The sequence below is a fragment of the Ancylothrix sp. D3o genome, assembly GCF_025370775.1.
GTDB lineage: Bacteria > Cyanobacteriota > Cyanobacteriia > Cyanobacteriales > Oscillatoriaceae > Ancylothrix.
Genome location: NZ_JAMXEX010000002.1, coordinates 352,227 through 370,786, shown reverse-complemented (window position 1 = coordinate 370,786; position 18,560 = coordinate 352,227). Strand labels below are relative to the sequence as shown.

Here is an 18,560-nt window from a genome sequence, read left to right as displayed (position 1 = left end):
ACACCCTTTGTGTCCTGCTCAAACTCGATGTTTTTTAGGGGCCGGTATCCCGTAAAATGGCAATATCACTCCCCCCACAACCGGAGACTTTTGCAATGCGGACGCTTAACTTCTCCCTTCTGTTTGTATTTTGTTTAGCCTTCGTTTTTTTTGGCGTTCAAAACACCCAACCGGCCACCGTTCAAATTTATGAAAACATAGAATTTCAAGCCCCTCTCGCCGTTGAACTGATCATAGCGATGGGATTGGGAGCCGGTTTAGCATGGTTATATGGAATGTGGAGCCAATTAGAACGCCTCCTCACCCTTGGGCCCAAAAATCTCCGCATCCGCAAACAACAAAACCGCATCGAAGCTTTAGAAGAAGATATCGAACGCTATAAAGCAGAACTTCAAACACAACAGCTTCGCTTGCCCGTAGCCCCAGAACCTCTCGCAGAGCAAACAGCAGTTCTGGTAGATCAAGAGGAGGCGGCTGTTGAGAATCGTGTTGTTAAATTCAAACATTTTTTCACAAGAAACCAATGACCGGTTCACTTTCCCAACAAGCCGCAAACTTACACAGTCAAGGAGCCTCAGCCCCAGAACTGGGTATTGCTATGCTGATGGAAATGGCGGAACAGGGAGAAATTGACCCTTGGGATGTGCAAGTTATAGATGTGATTGACCGATTTTTAAGCACCCTCGCCGCTGTTCCCGTTGCCGGTGTCTCGCCTGGGAATGCGGCGAGTTTGCTTGAGCGAGAAGCCGCCCTCTCCCAGTCGGGTCAAGCGTTTTTGTACGCCTCAATGCTGGTTTTGCTCAAAGCAGATACGCTGGCTCGCTTGCAAGAAGAAAGCGAAGAAGAGCAACTGCTTGAAGAAGAAGCGCCGATTTTGGAAGGAGACGGCCTAATTTCTGTGCGGAATAGTGTGCAACTTGATCGCTGTATCCGCCGGCGTGCTGTTGCTCAACCACCGCAAAAACGCCGCGTTACCCTGCAAGAACTGATTGAACAATTGCAGGTGATGGCGACAGAAATTCAAGAACGCCCCCGCCGGCCTAGGACAAAAAAACACCGGCCCAAAAGCAGCGCCCAAACAGCCCGCGCCATTGCCGGTTTAGCCCACCACGAAAACCTTAACGAAGTGGCCGCCGCCTTAGAAAAATTTTTAGCCCAGCGTTGGCCAGAAATTTCTCAAAACCAAGAGTGGATCAATTTAGATGAGTTGCTTTCATTTTGGGAACCTTCAGCGCCGCCTGAACTCGACCACCCCCCCGAACCCCAGAGCGAGCGGGTGGCTGTTTTTTGGGGATTGCTGCTACTGTGTTCGCAGTCTAAAGTAGAACTTTTACAAGAAGAATTTTACCAAGACTTAAAAATCCGAGCAATCAACGAAAATACACCCCCATCAGCATCAACCGAGAATAACATTAACTTAAATAATGCTACATAAAGGGCGCAGAAATTCCTCGCTAAAAAACCGCCAACTGCTGTAAAGACTAAAATCGAAAATCTAAAATCAGTGCGAGGAAATGTTACACTCAGTCACCAGCCAGTTAAGTCACTACAATGTCTGGCATTGCAGGCCGTTGGATCGAGTGACTCAACACTTGCCAAGCAAAAACTTATAATTGATTCGCGCTCTATGTTAAGAGAAAAACATTTATGAAAGCCATGATTCTCGCAGCCGGTAAGGGAACTCGTATTCGTCCCATTACCTACACTATCCCCAAACCCATGATCCCCATCCTGCAAAAACCAGTGATGGAATTTTTGGTAGAATTGCTGCGCCAACATGGTTTTGACGAAATTATGGTCAACGTCAGCCACTTGGCAAAAGAAATTGAAGACTATTTTCGGGACGGACAGCGTTTTGGTGTCCAAATTGCTTATTCTTTTGAAGGTCGCATCGTTGAAGGCGAATTGATGGGCGAGGCGCTGGGATCTGCCGGTGGGATGCGCCGCATTCAAGACTTTTACCCGTTTTTCGATGATACTTTTGTGGTCTTGTGCGGTGACGCTCTTATTGATTTAGACTTAACCCAGGCCGTCAAGTGGCATAGAGAAAAAGGTTCCATCGCCACTGTGATTATGAAATCGGTTCCGCGTGAGGAAGTTTCTAGTTATGGTGTGGTGGTAACAGACGAAAATAACCGCATTATTGCCTTCCAAGAAAAACCGCCTGTTGAAGAAGCCCTCAGCACCGATATCAATACCGGCATTTATATTTTTGAGCCAGAAGTGCTGAAATATATTCCGTCTGGGAAAGAATTTGATATCGGGGGTCAATTGTTCCCTCACTTGGTTGAGATTGGCGCTCCGTTTTACGGCATTGCAATGGATTTTCAATGGGTAGATATTGGAAAAGTCCCCGACTACTGGCGAGCTATACGCGGTGTGATGTTGGGAGAAGTTAAAAATGTGAGAATACCGGGCCAAGAAGTAAAACCCGGCGTCTACACCGGCCTGAATGTGGCAGTTAATTGGGATAAAGTAGACATTCAAGGGCCGGTTTACATTGGCGGAATGACTCGCATAGAAGACGGCGCTAAAATTATTGGCCCCACCGCCATCGGCCCAAATTGCTGCGTTTGTCGAGGTGCAACTGTCGAAAACAGCGTGATATTTGAATACTCCCGCTTAGGACAAGGAGCGCGGTTAGTCGATAAATTAGTATTCGGACGTTACTGTATCGACAAAACCGGCGAACGAATAGACTTAGAAGCCGCCGCCCTCGATTGGCTGATTACCGATACCCGCAAAACCCTACCCAACGAGCCAGCAGTAGAACACCAAGCAATTGCAGAATTACTCGGTGTAGAAGAAATTTAAAAAACCCCCTCCCACCCAATAAACCCCCTATCCCCATTCATCCGCGTTCATCTGCGTAGCGCTACGCGCGGCTACGCCTAACATCTGCGGTTAAAAACACCCCCCCCAGCACCACTCAAAGCAGGGGGGGACAACCACTTCAACTCGACAGATAAGTATAACCCGTCAAACCGCGCTCATAATTTTGCAATAATAACTGCGATTCTTCAATGGTAATGCGTTTATCTTGCAAAGCCTGCTCAGTTTGTTGGCGCATACTTTCAATTAAATCTTCAGGGTCATATTCCACATAATTCATCACTTGAGTCATCGTATCACCCTTGACAACGTGCTCAATTTGATAACCCGTTGGAGTCAGCTTAATATGCACCGCATTAGTATCGCCAAAAAGATTATGTAAATTACCCATAATCTCCTGATAAGCGCCTCCCAGAAACATTGCCAAATAATAAGGCTTATCTGGTTTAAGAGGGTGAACTTCTAACACCGGCTTCGTGGCTTGTAAATCAATAAATTGGTCAATTTTGCCATCACTATCGCAGGTTAAATCTGCCAGTGTTGCCCGTTCGGTGGGTTCCTCATCCAACCGGTGAACCGGCATAATAGGGAACAATTGATCAATCGCCCAACTATCAGGAGCCGACTGAAAAACCGACAAATTGACATAATAAATTGATGCCATTGTACGCTCTAAATCTTCTAACTCATCCGGCACATAATTTTGGAGCCGCAAAATTTCCCGAATCTTCGCACAACAAGCCCAATAAAGCCTTTCCGCTTTCGCTCGTTCTGGCAAACTTAGATAGCCAAAATTAAACAAACTAATCGCTTCTTCCTTAAACTGAATTGCATCGTGATACGCTTCTTGATAATTTAAAAGCGCAATTGATTGATACGTTTCATAGAGGTTGCGTAGAATTAAATGCTCTTTCTCAGTCACTTCTGGCGGTGTGCCGGTGCTAACATCACTAACCCCCAAAACATCAAACACCAAAACCGACTGATGAGAAGCAATGGCGCGGCCACTTTCACTAATTAAAGTAGGCACCGGCATCGAGCGTTCCTCACAAGCTTCTTTAACTTCCGCGACAATATCATTCGCGTAGTTTTGCATATTGTAATTTTTAGAAGCATGGTATTTGCTCTTTGAGCCATCATAATCAACCGCTAAACCACCGCCGACATCCAGATATTTCATATTGGCGCCTAACTTCAGCAGTTCCACATAAATTTGACTAGCTTCGCGGATGGCATCTTTGATAACACTAATCGAGGAAATTTGCGAGCCAATATGAAAATGCAAAAGCTGTAAACAATTCAGTAAACCGGCTTCAGAAAGTTTTTCAACCGCAGCCATCATTTCCGGAATTGTTAAGCCAAATTTTGCCCGGTCGCCGGTGGAACAACCCCAACGACCACTGCCTTTTGTACTAAGTTTAGCGCGGACTCCCACCACCGGCTCAATGCCTAATTTCCGAGAGGCATCAATGACCATTTGTACTTCTTCAACTTGCTCAATGACAATAATTGAAGTTTTGCCTAAACGGCTTGCTAAAATAGCCGTTTCCACATATTCCCGATCTTTATAGCCATTGCAAATTAAAAGTGCGCCCGGAGTTGTGAGAGCGGCTAAAGCAATCATCAATTCTGGTTTAGAACCGGCCTCTAAACCAAATTGATGCGGCGCACCAAACCTCACCAAATCTTCGACCAGATGGCGGTGTTGGTTGCATTTGACTGGAAATACTCCCCGGTAGACTCCACCGTAGTTATAGCGAGCAATAGCCCGCGCAAAACAAGCATTTAAGCGTTCGATGCGGTCTTCTAAAATATCAGAAAAACGAATCACCAAAGGTAAACCCAAATTACGCCGGCGCAATGCTTCAATTAGTTCGTATAAATCCAACGAACCACCGCGATCTCCTTTGGGAGAAACTGTAACGTGACCTAAAGCATTGATCGAGTAATAAGGTTCTCCCCAGCCTTTAATGCGGTAGAGTTCCTCACTCTGTTCGATTGTCCAGGGTTTTTCTACCCTGGTGATAGCGTCAGCCTTTTTTAGTGCAGCACGTTGGACTAAATTGGCTGATTTGGCCGGTAAGGCGTGCGTATTCTCAGAAGTGTCGGACTCCAAACCCATCCTCTTTGTTATCTCCCAGTTTGAGCAGCATTCGAGCTTCTGACAGTTTATCTTATCGAGTTTGCGGGTTTTGACATCCTCACCGGGCTAAAGCCACGGTGATTCCAAACATCACTGTTTGGGCTTCCTCTTTCTGCGACCCGACTTACTTGAAGGAGTTTCCTCACTCAAACTCTTGTCGATGTCTCCAGAGGCGTTATAGGTTCCCGTGTGCCCCACGGTACGCAATCCCAGTTCTAATATATTTCGCGCAGCATTCCAATCGCGGTCTAAAACAAATCCACAATGCGGACAAATATGTGTTCTTTGACTTAGCGATTTCTTCACAACCTTTTCGCAATTAGAACAATTTTGGCTAGTGTAGTGCGGTGCGACGGCAACAGTAGCTACTCCAAACACTTTGCCAAAATATTCAATCCAATTCCTAAAAGCTGTCCAAGCTGCATCTGATATGGACTTAGACAGCTTTCTGTTTTTAACCATGTTACGCACCGACAAGTCTTCGTAGGCTACCAAGTCGTTGGACTGGACTACGCACCTTGCTAATTTCACAGCAAAGTCTTTACGCCGCCTACTTACCTTGAGGTGTTTTCTGCTTAATCGATTCCGCGCCGCTTCTCTGTTCTTAGAACCTTTCTGGGTTCTGGAAAGTCTGCGATTAAGCTTTTTGAGTGACCGCTCAGACTTTCTTAAATGACGCGGGTTCTCGACGGTATTACCATCCGAGTCTGTGTAGAAATGGGTCAATCCTACGTCTAAACCAATGGTTCGTCCCGTAGGCTCTCGCTTTTCATTCCGTTGAGCATCAATACAGAATTGCACATAATAGCCATCGGCTCGACGAACTACGCGCACCCGCTTGATTTGATTTAATTGATAAAAATGCAAGTCGCGAGTTCCGCACAACTTAAAACTTCCTGCTTTGAAACCGTCGCTAAAGTTTATGCTTCTGCGATCTTCTGAAAGCTTCCAGCCACAGGTTTTGTATTCAACAGAACCGCGGGTTTCATGCTTTTTGAAACGTGGAAATCCTTTCAAACCCGGTTTTGCCTTTTTGCAGTTGTCGTAGAAACGAGCAATTGATGACCAAGCTTTCTCTGCGGAAGCTTGCCTTGCCATTGAGTTGAGCTTGGCAGCCCAAGGGAATTCTTTGGCAAGCACCGCACAGTAGGCACTCAAGTCGTATCGATTCACACCCTTCGTATCTATCCAGTACCTGATGCAGCTATTACGAATAAAGCGAGCAGTACGAATGGCTTCGTCTAGCCTCTGGTACTGCTCGCTCTTTCCTTCTAGCTTGGCTTCAAATACTAACATTTACGTCTTGGAACTGGATATAAAACACTCTATCACAGTTCTGGGGAAATTAAAGCCGTCCTAAAAGGCTTGTACTGAGCTTGTCGAAGTGACGGGGCTTTAGACCCATTTTCTTGGTAAATGCGTGCCGGTTGTGGCGGCCCACAAAACAAGCTCTGCCGCCCAATAATGCTCACTATGGCCGGTCAACAAAGTAGCTCACAATACAAATTCTTGAGCTTTCCCTGCTTTATCCCCTACCAAGCAAGGCACAATGATATAAGAAAAACCTTTGCTGCTATGGCTCGATTTCTGTTTGTTCCCTGGTGGGCGATTTGGCAGACGAGCCGGTATCAAAAATGCAGGCTTTCCCCAAGACGAAGGCGATGTCTTGATCTGGCTGCCGTCCCCTATACCGGAAATAAGCGTTTTATGATACTAGGTAACAAATTTTTAAATTTGATAAAAAAACGATTTTTTTGGCAATTCTATTTTTAGATAAAGTCCGCTCCGCAGATATTACTTTAATTTCTGGGCATTGACCAACTTAGTAAAAAAACCCTTTCCGAAAATGACCTATTTATCTCTCCCTGGACACATTGTTCTTCATTTGACTTGGCCCCATGTAGTGCAGACCGTACAAATGCTCCAAACAACCATAACCTGTCATCATTCTCGGCTGCGAGGGCTGTTGGTTTTGGGAAAAAATAAAAAACTCTGTGAAACAATCAAGGTGGTTTGGCAGGAAATGGCCCTGTTGTACGAACCAGATAATCAATGTTGCTGTCAACCGGAAACTGTTGTCAAAACTGGCAATTTTAGTGCTGCACCGGCTTCAATGATCGCCTCTGGAGACACCAAGTTAACAGCGGCGTATTCTCACTCAGAAGCCCGAAATTTACTCACACCAAACTCTGAGATTATTTTGTTTCCCGATGTAGAAGCAAGTTTGCTGGTGTTGAGTTCTAACTTAAATGTCTGGGTTCACTTAGAGCCGGTTAACGATACATCCTTGTCTGAGTCAGGACTTCCTATGCTTCCGTCTGCTACGGCTTCTCTGTGGCGGGTGGTTTTTGTCTCTCAACCCCAACTAATTGCAGAACTTCTGCACACAGAAGCGGTGAGGACTGCTTTACCGCATTGTTCGCATCTCCAAGCTTGTGAACTGAGTAATAATGACAGTATGTTGCGGCGGTTATGCTTACAATTAGTTAAAATTGCTTCTATGGCTGACGGTGATGTTGCCCTATCAGATGAGTTAGATCCTCGCCCCGAAATGAATGTCAGCACTAACAATACCGCCAGCCTCCACTTATCAAAAATCCGAGCCGGTAGTGAGCCGGAAAAATCCACTGTGCAGCCGTCTAATTTAATGTTATTACCTATGCTTAATAGCTTGCCGCTAGAGTATCTACAAAATGTATTTGGCGAGGCTCCTATTGGCATTATTTATGAAAGTTTGGATGGAGGAATATTGAATGCCAACCCGGCTTTTTGTCGTTGGCTTGGTTATACAGAAACTCAATTGCGGCATTTAGATCGGCGCTATATTTGTCATCCAGAAGACTTTGCGGCTGAATTGCGCCTGATTCAACAAATGTGCAATGGTGGTGCTAAACAAATTAAGTTTCGTAAACGTTACCTGCGCCGTGATGGTTCTTTTTTCGCGGCTGAAGTGTGTTTGTCTTTGATTGGTGATGAGGCTGAGGACAGTTATCTGCTGAGTTTTATTACAGATTTGAGTGAGCGAGAAGTTGCGGAAACCCAAATTCAGCAGCGAAATAGAAGGGAAAAGTTTTTAAGTGAGGTGGCTAGTATTTGCCGCTCAAAAAATGATTTAAATGAGGTTTTAAGAAAAACTGGTGAACGTTTGAGGCTGATGTTAGAAACGGATAGAATTTTGGTTTTACAGTTAGTTTCGGGGGGCGAATTTATTTCAAAAAAAACAGGGATGTGTTGTGTTGCTGAAGATGTGAATCCTCTTTATCCTGGGCTCAATGGACAATGTTTTTCTGATAATTGTATTCCGCCTCCTTATTTGAATGCTTATCGTTTTGGACGTTTGTGGGTGGGAAATGATATTCAATCGGCGGATATTTCGGATTGTCACCGGCATCTTTTGGAGGAAATGCACGTCCGCAGTATGATGGTGGTGGGGATTGTTTCTAATAGTAGCTCGGATGTTTTGAATGAGCGCGGTGGCGGTGATGCTTATAAGCCTTTATGGGGTTTGTTGGTGGTTCATCACTGTCAGACTCCGCGCCGGTGGACGGAAGAAGAACAACAACTTTTGCAAGAGGTGGCAATTCAAATTTCTATTGCGATTGAACAAACAAGTCAGTTAAGTAAGTTGCAAGCGCACACGCGGCATTTAGAAGAGAATATCTCTCAGCGTACTCAAACTTTAGAACGATTGCTGAAATTTGAAGAATTTGTGCAGTCATTAACCCAAAGGTTGCGAAATTGTTTTGAGGAAACTGGGGTTTTAAAGGCGGCTTTGGGGGGTTTGAGTGAAACTTTGGGTGTGGAAAGTTGCTATGGGGCTTTGTTGGAAATTAAAGCGAATTTTTTTAAAATTAAATACGAATGGTGCGGAAGGGAAAATTCATGTATTGATGCTTTATCTTCATGGCCGGTGGATGCGATTAACCGGCTTTCTAAGGGTGAAAGTTTGTTGATTGACCGGCCTGGATCTTCTGGGAAGATTTCGGAGTTGATTTGCCCGATTTTAGATAGCGATGGTTTAATGGGGGTGATCTGTCTTTGTTTCGGTATGAACCGGCCTTTTTTGCCAGAGGAGATACATTGGGTTGAGCAGGTGGCGGCGCAATGTGCTGTGGCTATTCGCCGCGCTTGTTTATTTCAACAAGAGTTTTCGGCAAGGCAAAGTGCGGAGTATTTTCGGTTATTTATTGAGCAGTCTAATGATATTTTTGTTGAATATGATTCTCTAGGGCGTTATCTTTCCATTAATCCTGCCGGTGCGGCTTTGTTGGGCTACAGTATTAGTGAAATAATTGGGCAAACGAATAATGATTTAAGGATACCTGATGCGCCGGCAATTGAGGAGTTATTATCTCAGGTTTATAGCACCGCCCAAAAGGTTGTTGCCAATCACGATTTTTCTCTGCCTTGTGGAGAAGTTCGCTCTTTTGAGACGGTTTACGCGCCAATTTTGGATGCAGCGGGTGGGGTACAGCGGGTGATTGGGATTGGGCGAGATGTGACGGAAATTCGCGCTTCTTGGGGGTTGCTGCAACATCAAAATCAACAGCTTGCAGAAATTAACCGGCTTAAGGAGGAGTTTATTGCTAATACTTCCCATGAGTTACGCACGCCTTTGACGGCAATTTTAGGGTTTTCTAGTGTTTTGTTGGAGCAGTCTTTTGGTTTGCTTAATCCTAAGCAAAAGCTTTATATTGACCGTATTCATAGCAGTGGTCAGCATTTGTTGGATTTGATTAATGATATTTTAGATTTGTCTCGAATTGAGGCTGACCGGCTGGAATTGGATTTACAGGTGGTGTTTATTGAGGATATTTGTGAGGGGGTGACAAGTTTAATTCAAGAGCGTGTGATGGCGCAGGGTTTGGGTTTAGAGTTGGACGTAGATCCAGAATTGGAGTTTATGGTCACTGATCCGCGCCGGCTTAAACAAATGCTGTTAAATTTGTTGGTGAATGCTACTAAGTTTACGCCTGAAGGTGCGGTGGGTTTAAAAATTTATCGCTCTCGTGGGGCAAATAATTGTGAGTTGATTAATTTTATGGTTTGGGATACGGGAATTGGTATTGAGCCGGCTAACCAGCGGCGTTTGTTTTCTCCGTTTTCTCAGATTGATTCTTCTTTGTCTCGCAAGTACCAGGGGACGGGTTTGGGTTTAGTAATTACTCGCAAGTTGGCTGAGTTGCAAGGTGGTTCGATTTCTGTTGATTCTGAGGCGGGTAAGGGTTCTCGTTTTACGATTTCTCTTCCCCTGAATTTGGCTGCTGGGGAATAGTGGCGGCGGCTGTTAATTGAGCCTTTTAGGAAAACTTGCATGGCTGATGAATTATCGCAAAGTGATGCCTGTCGCGCCAGAGAATTTGCTCAAATATATGGGCTAATTTTAATTTTATTAAAGGCGATTTTGGAGAAAAATCTTCCCCTTGTAAAACAGGTTAGGGGGAAGAGGTTTCTGTATTAGCTTTGGCATTTCTGCGTAGCATTTCGGGTTTAATTCTTCGCAGTGCTGAGGCTGTAAAACGCCGGCTCCATTCTTGCTCAGAAATTTCGGCTAATTCTCCTAAGCTGGGAGCAATATTTTCTGGATAAGGCTCGAATTCTTTAACGTCTGTAGGTTGAGAAAATCGAATATTCCAAGGGCAAACCTCTTGACAAATATCACATCCTGCTACCCATCCCTGCATTTTTGAGGCAATTTCTTCTGGCAGTTTTTCGGCTCGATTTTCGATTGTATGATAGGCAATACACCGGCCTGCATCTACTACAAACGGCTCAACAATTGCATTGGTGGGACAAGCTTCTATACACCGCGTACAAGTGCCACAATGTTCTGTATGGGGTTGATCTGGGGTTAATTTTAAGTTGGTTAAAATTTCTCCTAAAAATACCCAAGATCCATATTCTCTTGTAATGACGTTGCTGTTTTTTGCTATCCATCCAATGCCGGCTCGCTGTGCCCACATTTTATCTTGAATGGGGCCGGTGTCTGCATAATATCTAGCTTGAATTTCTGGGTTTTGTTCTAGTAACCAGTTGGCAAATTGTTTGAGCTTTTTGTGGAGGATTTTATGATAGTCTCTCCCCCATCCATAGCGGGAAATTTTGGCGGTTTGGGGGTCTTGGGAGTGTTTGTTTGGTGTATAATAATTAAGCGCTACGCAAATCACCGATTGCACTTCGGGCATGACTTGGCGGATATCTTGCCGTTTCGGGTTCGCCATCCAATTCATATCTGCTTGATAGCCTTGGTTTAACCAGTTTTGCAAACGGGCGACTTCGGGGCTATCTTGAGGCGAAACTGCCGGTGTGATTCCAACTTTATGAAATCCGATTTCTAAGGCTTTTTGTTTAATTTGTGCGGCGTTGGGATGGGAGTTCACTGGTTTGAAATTGAGTAGTTTTATAAGGAATTTTGAGCTTTTATTTTCAGGCGGTTTGTTTTGGCAAACTCTCAAAGCAAGTCAATAGTCACGCAGGGGTTTGAGATATAGTGAGAGTATCATAGCATACCAGCGGCTGGGCAATTGGGGGTTTCTTAGCACTAATAAGATTAAAATTTTTACTGCTTTTGATGGAAATTACCGATTTGTTAAGGGTGAATTTAATCAGACTTTTGGGTGATTGGCAATTTTTGCTGAAGGATTTTATGCTGGTTAATAATAAGTTTTGTGTAGATGTGTACCCATTTTTACTTTGAAGGTTAATTATTATGCAATCTGTGGAAAAAATGACTCCTAAATCTGAAGCTTTTAAATTAAATGACTTTCAATTTGAAGGTATTAACGAGCCGGTGGTTGTGCGTTATTTTGAAACGATGAATAGCGGGAGTTTTATGGAAACCGCACGGTTGTTTGCACCTGATGGAGAATTGAATCCGCCGTTTGAAGAGCCGGTGGTGGGAAATGAAGCGATTGGCCGGTATTTGGAAGCTGAAGCTAAATCGATGAAACTTTATCCCCAGCAAGGAATTGTTGAAAAATTAGAAGCTGAAAATATCCTGAAAGTGAGTGTGTCTGGGAGGGTAGAAACTCCGTACTTTGGGGTGAATATAAACTGGTTATTTCTGCTAAACGAACATCAAGAAATTACCTCGGCAACTATTAAATTAGTGGCTTCTCCTCAAGAATTGCTGAATTTGCGACAATTCAAGTCTTAATGATAATTTTGGCAAAATTTCGCCTGGGGCAACCCCAGACACCGTTTGCCCCTAAAGTTCGGGGGGTTTCACCGGCCATTTTAACTAATGTTTAGTTAACCGGCGCAAACCCTTCAACAGTGACGCAATAGCACTGCTATTTTAGATCACAGTCGTCGTCAGCAAATGCAGCCTAATCGTTGGATATTTATATTACAAAATTATTTATTATTAACTATTTCGCGCCACATATATCAAAGATTTACTGCCAAAAATCAAACTCTTTAAATGCTTTTGTTCTCTGTAAGGCTGAGACGGATGCACTGCATATAAACAATCAATTGCAATGCTTTCTGAAGTCAAAAATCGCGGATTCCCCATCAAAACTTGATGACAGCCGATTTCCGAACGCACCCTTAAATTCTTCTCGATAAGGAAAAAGTAAAATAAATCTCGTGCCGGTGGCTATGTTTATTCTAATAAATGAGGGCCGGTGTTAAACAAAAAGCCTCTCGGTGGAGGGCTTTTAGGAATCAACTCTGCGGAGGGTTGGCTAAGGGCGACACATCGTGCTGCCGACTTTTGGTTTAAAATCTAATATTAAAAATATAAACTGATCAAAGATGGATATTTTAATTGTTGAAGACGAGCCAGAAATTGCTAAGCTGATCCAGCATACTCTTGACTCTGAGGGTTTTTCTTGTCGGGTATGTCGGGATGGTATTAATGCGTTGCAAGTTTTTCGGGAACAACAACCAGATTTAATTGTTTTGGATTTAATGATTCCGGGGTTGGATGGTTTGGAGGTTTGCGCTAGGATTCGCCAAAAACCAGGGGCTAAAGATCCTTATATTTTGATGTTAACGGCAAAAGGAGAGGAAATTGACCGCGTAATTGGGTTATCTACCGGCGCGGATGATTATATGGTGAAGCCGTTTAGTCCGCGTGAATTGGTGGCAAGAGTGCGGGCTTTGTTGCGGAGAAGTTTACGTCAAGGAGGGCAAAGCCAAGTTTATCGTACTCAACATTTTACGGTGGATTTAGACCAGCATACTGCCTCACGATATCTCAGCCCAAATGCAGAAGAAAAGCTGGATTTAACGACATTAGAGTTTAATTTGTTGGCTACTTTTGTAAGTCACCCCGGAAGAGTTTGGAATCGTTCTCAATTAATTGAGAAACTCTGGGGAGATGATTTTTTTGGGGATGAGCGGGTGGTTGATACTCATGTGGCTCGTTTGCGGAAAAAAGTTGAACCTGATCCGGCGAATCCGACTTTTATTAAGACGGTGATTAGTGTTGGTTATAAGTTTGAAGATAGCGGTGCTTAAGATAAAATTTGGATTTTAAGGGCAGTGTCCCTGTGCCTGCCTTGACAAAAGAAAAATGACAAAACAAAAATGAAAAAAATAGGATTGCAACCACGATTATTTTTATCCCATTTATTTGTGATGATAGTGGGAGTGGGGAGTTTGGTGACGATTAGTAAGGTTTCTTCGCCGCAGTTTTTTGTGCGGCATTTGGAACAGTTGGAAGGGCCGGGTTTTACTTTGCGTTATGCGCGGACGCAAATTTTAGAGGGGTTTGAATTGGCGTGGAATCGGAGCACGTTTTGGGCGGTTGTGGTGGGGACAACGGCGGCGGGTGGGTTGAGTTATTGGGTGGCGCAGCGGATTGTTTTGCCTTTGATGCAAATGGATGAAATTACTCAAAAGTTTGCGGCGGGGGAGATGGAAGAAAGGATGCCGATGACTGAAATTCCCGAACTTAATAAATTGAGTAGGAGTTTTAATCGAATGGCTTCGAGTTTGGAGGATGTGGAAAGCCGACGCCGGCAATTAATGGGGGATTTAACGCATGAGTTGCGAACTCCTTTAACGGTGATGCGGGGGTATTTGGAGGAGTTGGCTGAGGGGAGGATTGATGCTTCGCCGGAGGTGTATGTAACTTTGATTAAAGAAACGAAGCGTTTGGAGAGGTTGGTGAATGATTTACAGGAGATTTCTAAGGCGGAGTCGGGATATTTAGCGATTAATTTACAGCCGGTAAATTTGCGTTTGTTGTTGGTTTCTTTAATTGAAAAGTTTTCATCACAGGTGTTAGAAGATGGGCCGGTTTTGAGTTTAAATTGTCCGCAAAGTTTACCTCTGGTTTTGGCGGATATTGATAGAACGGAGCAGGTTTTGGTGAATTTGTTGGGAAATGCTTTGCGTTATACGCCGGCCGGTTCTATTACTGTTCGCGCTTGGACGGAGGCGGGTAAGGTTTGGGTGGCGGTGAAAGACACCGGCCCAGGGATTGCGCCGGAAGATTTACCTCATGTGTTTGAGCGGTTTTGGCGGGCGGATCGCGCTCGCAGCCGGCATTCTGGGGGGAGTGGTTTGGGTTTGGCTATTTCGCGGCGGTTGGTGGAGTTGCAAGGGGGTGAGATTTTTGTGGAAAGTAGTCTGGGAGTGGGGACAACGTTTCGGTTTTGGTTGCTTTTGGCTTGATTTTTGACAAATGATTGACATAACAGCGAGTTGGCTTTGTCACACCGGCCTGATAGTTTGAAAATGTCTAGCCTAGCTTTGCTTTGCTGGGATTGTGCAGTTTTAGAGGTTGTAATAATTCCTTGGGAGGGCAATTTATATGACGATTTTTATTGAGAATTTACCGGCTGATTTTTCTGGGGAGAAGGTTTTAGAATTTTTGGCTAAATATGGGACGGTTAAAGAAATGATTATGGGGTTCCCTGTGGCCGGTGAAAAAGTAAATTGTGCTTGGGTCAAGTTGTCGAGTTTTAGTCAAGAAAATGACGCTCTTTCTAAATTAAATGATGTTGTTTGTCAAGGTCAAAAGTTAAGGGTGAAGCAAGCAGATTTAAGAGATTATTTCTGGGGAGTAAATACGCGGTCTGTGATTTATGCGCCCGAACCTTGTTATTAAAATTTTTCTGGCTTTGGCTTGTTTTGGGATTGGTAATTATTTGGTTAAAAAGTTGAAATTTACCTTTTTTTCAGCTATGACTCCTCTATTATTGTCTATCTTGGTTGTAAGTTCGCTGACTTTATCGGGTATCGCGGCTATTTGTTATTTGTTTCCTCGTGGCAACTCACCTCACTAGGAAAGGTTTATTTTTTATGGTTTGCAGTGCCGGTGAGGGTAGAGACGTAAGGCGCGGAACGTCTGTACGGGGCGTGGGGTTATCTGTTTGTTTATGGCTGTACTGAATGCTTTATTCTAGTGTCTGCTCTACCGGCTTGCTCAGGAAAAGTATCAATTTTTACTTTAATTTTCTATAAATTTCGCAACAATGTCAATAATTTGTAACACTGGCTGCGAGTGCCGGTGTGAATTCTTACTAAATAAAGGGAAAACTTTTGTTATAACCTAGTCAAGGTTTTTGTGAGAAAGTGTGGGTCACTAAAATAACGAGCCGACAGGCTGGTTGTTTTGTTAAAATTTTCAGCAAAGCAGTTTTTTCACAAAAAAGGCTAGGTTAGGGTAGGGACATTTGGGCCCTGCCGAAGCCAAAATTTAGCGCAAAATCTACAAATCTGTACGTTTTGCCATTGGGTTCTTCGTTTACAGCAGTGGCGCTTGCGCCTTCGATTAAGTTTCTGTCAGATTTTCGCTATTTTTTGTCGCTATGTTATCAACTTACCGAACATTTGTGCAGATGAATTCAAAAATTGAGGTCAAACAAAATGGATGCCAACAGAAAAATCTCTCGATTAGTCGAGGGCGACAGTCATAAGTCAGAAATCGGCCATCTGAATTCTGTACATCGCAAAAAGGATGTTAATCATTTGGAAAGAAGGCAACAACAACGCGCTATTAGTAATGCGATGATTGAAGTTGCTTTGATGTATGGAACGAAGGGTTTTAGCCGAGGGGCGCTTGTTTATACGTTAAATGACCGCAGCTTGCGACACAGCCCTTATTATCAGTTTGTTGATCACTTAAGAGGTCTAACTGTTGTTTGTCTTGCCGGCCCTCCAGATCCAGAAATACTCACTGCTTATTGGCATGAAAAAACTAAACGCAGGGTTCGTAAATAACTCCTGGTTTCTTTTTAAAACTAAACACAACTTTGAGGAATTGAACTTGAATAGCCGGCCTGCTTTTGATAAGTGGGCCGGTTGCTGTTTTGGGGGCCGGTTTGTTTATGTTTCTTCTGTTTCTGGTTTTTTTCTACTAACTTGTGTTAATGCAAACGTAGAATTTTTTGGTCAAGGTGTGTGGGTTTTTACCCTGGATAAAGCATCTTCAGCAGCGCGTTTTTCGGCATCTTTTTTACTGCGTCCTTTGCCTTCTCCGTAGAGTTTTTCACCCACATAAACCTTAGATAAAAATTCGGGGGCGTGAGGTAGTCCGCCGGCATGGAATGTCTCATATTTAGGCGGGTTTGGGTCAAGGTTTGCTTGTACCCATTGTTGAAATCGATTTTTTGCATCTACAATAGAGCGAGTTTCTACCACATTTTCAGGGACAGAACTAAATAACTCTTCCACAATAGGACGGACTGCTTCAATGTTTGAATTGTTATCAAGATAGTAGGCGCCAACAACAGCCTCAAAGGTGCTGCTGAGTAAATTAGGGTTAGAAAAGCCTCCTTCTTTAATTAAGCCTTGTGCGAGACGCATTTTGAAGGTGATACCTATTATTTCAGCAAATCTTGCGAGTTGTTTTTCATCTACAAGTGCTGCTCGCCGGCGGGTGAGTTGATCTTCTGCCATTTCTGGATGATTTTTGTACAGATATTCACCGCTTAAAAAATTCAGCAAAGCATCTCCTAAAAATTCTAGGCGTTCGTTGTGTTCACATTCGCCGTTATTTTCGTTGGCATAGGAGCGATGAGTTAGGGCACGGAGTAAAAGTTGTTGATTTCGGAAATTCAAAATTTTGTGCATATCTGTGGGTTTTTGGGTTTGTTCGGTTATTTTGTCAGGAAGTTTAGAAGTGATTTTGTTTTCAAGGTTGACTGGGGTTATAGTCATAAAAAAACCGCTAAAAGCGGTGGGATTTCAAAACTCTATTTTAGCATATTAAATAGAGTTTTGAATATAAATTTTACCTAGAGACAGCTTCCCTGTTTCGAGTTAGGAGGATAAAGACTGTTTCCACGAGATTTGTTGCATTTTTCACAAGCAAGCCGCAAGTTTTCAGGAGAGTTAGAACCTCCACGACTTTTTGGTATAAGATGATCAAGAGTTAACTGGTTTTCTGGAAGACATTCACAGCACCACCAACACTTAGCGCCAAATAAAGCGATGAGTTTTTGCTTTTTGCTTCGTTTTTGTTGAGGGTTCATTGTCTTTAAGCTCCTTTGCAGTTAATGTTTGCAAAAGCAGCACAAAATCAAATATTTAAGCGCTAATAGAAAAACTTTTAAGAAACTCATCACTACTACATGAGTTTCAGCAAGTTGATCTGTAAACCACTTTTTACGGTGGGTGGTTGGTTCGGGTTTAGTCTCAAACCCTGAAATGTGAGGATACTGTGGTGCTTCTGGGCACGATAGTTGAAGGCAAAGTGAATAAATCGTTAAAAGTGCATTGATTTCGAGAGAAATTACCCGATATTAAGCTGCAATTAGCTTTTACACTACGAGTAGTTTTAAAGGCATTGAATTTAACAGAGGGAAACTTCTGCCAAAATCAACACACTTCCAACGACCTATTCACTTTGCCTCCGAGTATTACACCCAGAGGCACCGCAGTATCCTGACATTTCAGGACATGAGACAAACTCCGACGTTTAACGCTTTAGAATTTGTCATTTGTTCTGCGTTAAATTAAGCTAAGCATACCGCTGAGGTTTTGTCAAGGTTTTGCATAAAAAAATATTGACACCGGCCCACCGGCCCCACTTTACCCTACAATCTAGGCGGAAAAACGCGACTTAAATCTAACAACAAATCTGGAAAACAAGACAACGCCACCCTTTGATGTGGCAAAACAATACGCTTATTCAAATACCCAAACTTCCCTTTATTATCTTGATAAGGTTCACTGTACATCTCAAGCTGATAATCAAACAAATTAAAAATCCAATAATCCGAAATTCTCGCCTCAGCATAAAGCGACTGTTTCACATCCCGATCATAATCAATCGATGAATCCGAAACCTCCATCACCAATAACACATCCCTCCCCGATGGATGAGCCGATAAATAATTATCATCCCTCTTTTGAAGGATCGCAAAATCCGGTTCCGGTTCACTATTAGGCGGTACACTAATCGGAGCCTGACATTGTAGTATTGCCCTATCCCCTACCAGTTTTGGCAACTCTCTTAATAAATTCCTCAAACAAGTTTCGTGCGCTCTACCTTTTGAAGCCATTTGTATCAACTCTCCTCGAATTAATTGGATGTGATCATCCTCATGTAAAAACCCCAATTCGCCGAGTTTGTGATACTCATCCAGCGTAAAACGTTTCGCCTGAATAACACTCATATTTTCCT

At 43.4% G+C, this 18,560-nt stretch carries 16 protein-coding genes; 9 read left to right on the top strand and 7 right to left on the bottom strand.

The window, feature by feature from the left end; all coding sequences use genetic code 11:
• Positions 1-56: 56 nt before the first annotated feature.
• From NG798_RS05830 to NG798_RS05820, 3 genes are all read left to right on the top strand, one after another.
• On the top strand, positions 57-527 hold the full coding sequence (locus NG798_RS05830; RefSeq protein ID WP_261221009.1) for a LapA family protein: 471 nt from the start codon (positions 57-59) through the stop codon (positions 525-527).
• Entirely contained in the window at positions 524-1,435 is a 912-nt protein-coding gene (locus NG798_RS05825; RefSeq protein WP_261221007.1) for a segregation/condensation protein A, read from the top strand. Before NG798_RS05830 ends, NG798_RS05825 begins: the two co-directional genes overlap by 4 nt.
• 212 nt (positions 1,436-1,647) lie before the next feature.
• The gene (locus NG798_RS05820; protein ID WP_261221005.1) at positions 1,648-2,814 is read left to right on the top strand and encodes an NDP-sugar synthase; all 1,167 of its coding nucleotides are present in this window, start codon (positions 1,648-1,650) and stop codon (positions 2,812-2,814) included.
• 139 nt (positions 2,815-2,953) lie between these two features.
• On the opposite strand, the gene speA is transcribed toward NG798_RS05820, so the two are convergent.
• On the bottom strand, positions 2,954-4,954 hold the full coding sequence (gene speA, locus NG798_RS05815) for a biosynthetic arginine decarboxylase (protein ID WP_261221003.1): 2,001 nt from the start codon (positions 4,952-4,954) through the stop codon (positions 2,954-2,956).
• 111 nt (positions 4,955-5,065) lie between these two features.
• Complete coding sequence (locus NG798_RS05810) at positions 5,066-6,271, bottom strand: transposase (protein ID WP_261221001.1); 1,206 nt, start codon at positions 6,269-6,271, stop codon at positions 5,066-5,068.
• A 622-nt stretch (positions 6,272-6,893) separates the two neighbouring features.
• On the opposite strand from NG798_RS05810, the gene NG798_RS05805 reads away from it, so the two are divergent.
• Positions 6,894-10,250: a PAS domain S-box protein gene (locus NG798_RS05805; RefSeq protein WP_261220999.1), complete on the top strand. Its 3,357-nt coding sequence runs from the start codon at positions 6,894-6,896 to the stop codon at positions 10,248-10,250.
• Between the two features lie 160 nt (positions 10,251-10,410).
• Here NG798_RS05805 and queG read toward each other — a convergent pair whose 3' ends face one another.
• Entirely contained in the window at positions 10,411-11,355 is a 945-nt protein-coding gene (gene queG, locus NG798_RS05800) for a tRNA epoxyqueuosine(34) reductase QueG (protein ID WP_261220997.1), read from the bottom strand.
• Positions 11,356-11,684: 329 nt separating this feature from the next.
• Here queG and NG798_RS05795 point away from each other — a divergent pair, with 329 nt between their 5' ends.
• Positions 11,685-12,131: a nuclear transport factor 2 family protein gene (locus tag NG798_RS05795; protein WP_261220995.1), complete on the top strand. Its 447-nt coding sequence runs from the start codon at positions 11,685-11,687 to the stop codon at positions 12,129-12,131.
• A 210-nt stretch (positions 12,132-12,341) separates the two neighbouring features.
• Here NG798_RS05795 and NG798_RS05790 read toward each other — a convergent pair whose 3' ends face one another.
• Entirely contained in the window at positions 12,342-12,524 is a 183-nt protein-coding gene (locus tag NG798_RS05790) for a hypothetical protein (protein ID WP_261220993.1), read from the bottom strand.
• A 209-nt stretch (positions 12,525-12,733) separates the two neighbouring features.
• On the opposite strand from NG798_RS05790, the gene NG798_RS05785 reads away from it, so the two are divergent.
• From NG798_RS05785 to NG798_RS05770, 4 genes are all read left to right on the top strand, one after another.
• Complete coding sequence (locus NG798_RS05785) at positions 12,734-13,441, top strand: response regulator transcription factor (protein ID WP_261220991.1); 708 nt, start codon at positions 12,734-12,736, stop codon at positions 13,439-13,441.
• A 69-nt stretch (positions 13,442-13,510) separates the two neighbouring features.
• Positions 13,511-14,602 (top strand): cell wall metabolism sensor histidine kinase WalK, encoded by a 1,092-nt coding sequence (locus NG798_RS05780; RefSeq protein ID WP_261220990.1) that lies wholly within the window; start codon positions 13,511-13,513, stop codon positions 14,600-14,602.
• A 139-nt stretch (positions 14,603-14,741) separates the two neighbouring features.
• Positions 14,742-15,038 (top strand): RNA-binding protein, encoded by a 297-nt coding sequence (locus NG798_RS05775; RefSeq protein ID WP_261220989.1) that lies wholly within the window; start codon positions 14,742-14,744, stop codon positions 15,036-15,038.
• 761 nt (positions 15,039-15,799) lie between these two features.
• Positions 15,800-16,153 carry a hypothetical protein gene (locus tag NG798_RS05770; protein ID WP_261220987.1) on the top strand — a complete coding sequence of 118 codons (354 nt, stop codon included), beginning with the start codon at positions 15,800-15,802 and terminating at the stop codon, positions 16,151-16,153.
• 171 nt (positions 16,154-16,324) lie between these two features.
• On the opposite strand, the gene rnc is transcribed toward NG798_RS05770, so the two are convergent.
• The 3 genes from rnc to NG798_RS05760 form a co-directional block, all read right to left on the bottom strand.
• A complete protein-coding gene (gene rnc, locus NG798_RS05765) occupies positions 16,325-17,092 on the bottom strand; it encodes a ribonuclease III (protein ID WP_317619561.1) in 768 nt (255 codons plus the stop codon).
• Between the two features lie 77 nt (positions 17,093-17,169).
• Positions 17,170-17,406, bottom strand: coding sequence for an HNH endonuclease (locus NG798_RS28135; protein ID WP_375338946.1), 237 nt, complete (start codon positions 17,404-17,406; stop codon positions 17,170-17,172).
• 564 nt (positions 17,407-17,970) lie between these two features.
• The gene (locus tag NG798_RS05760; RefSeq protein WP_261220985.1) at positions 17,971-18,552 is read right to left on the bottom strand and encodes a Uma2 family endonuclease; all 582 of its coding nucleotides are present in this window, start codon (positions 18,550-18,552) and stop codon (positions 17,971-17,973) included.
• Positions 18,553-18,560 lie beyond the last annotated feature (8 nt).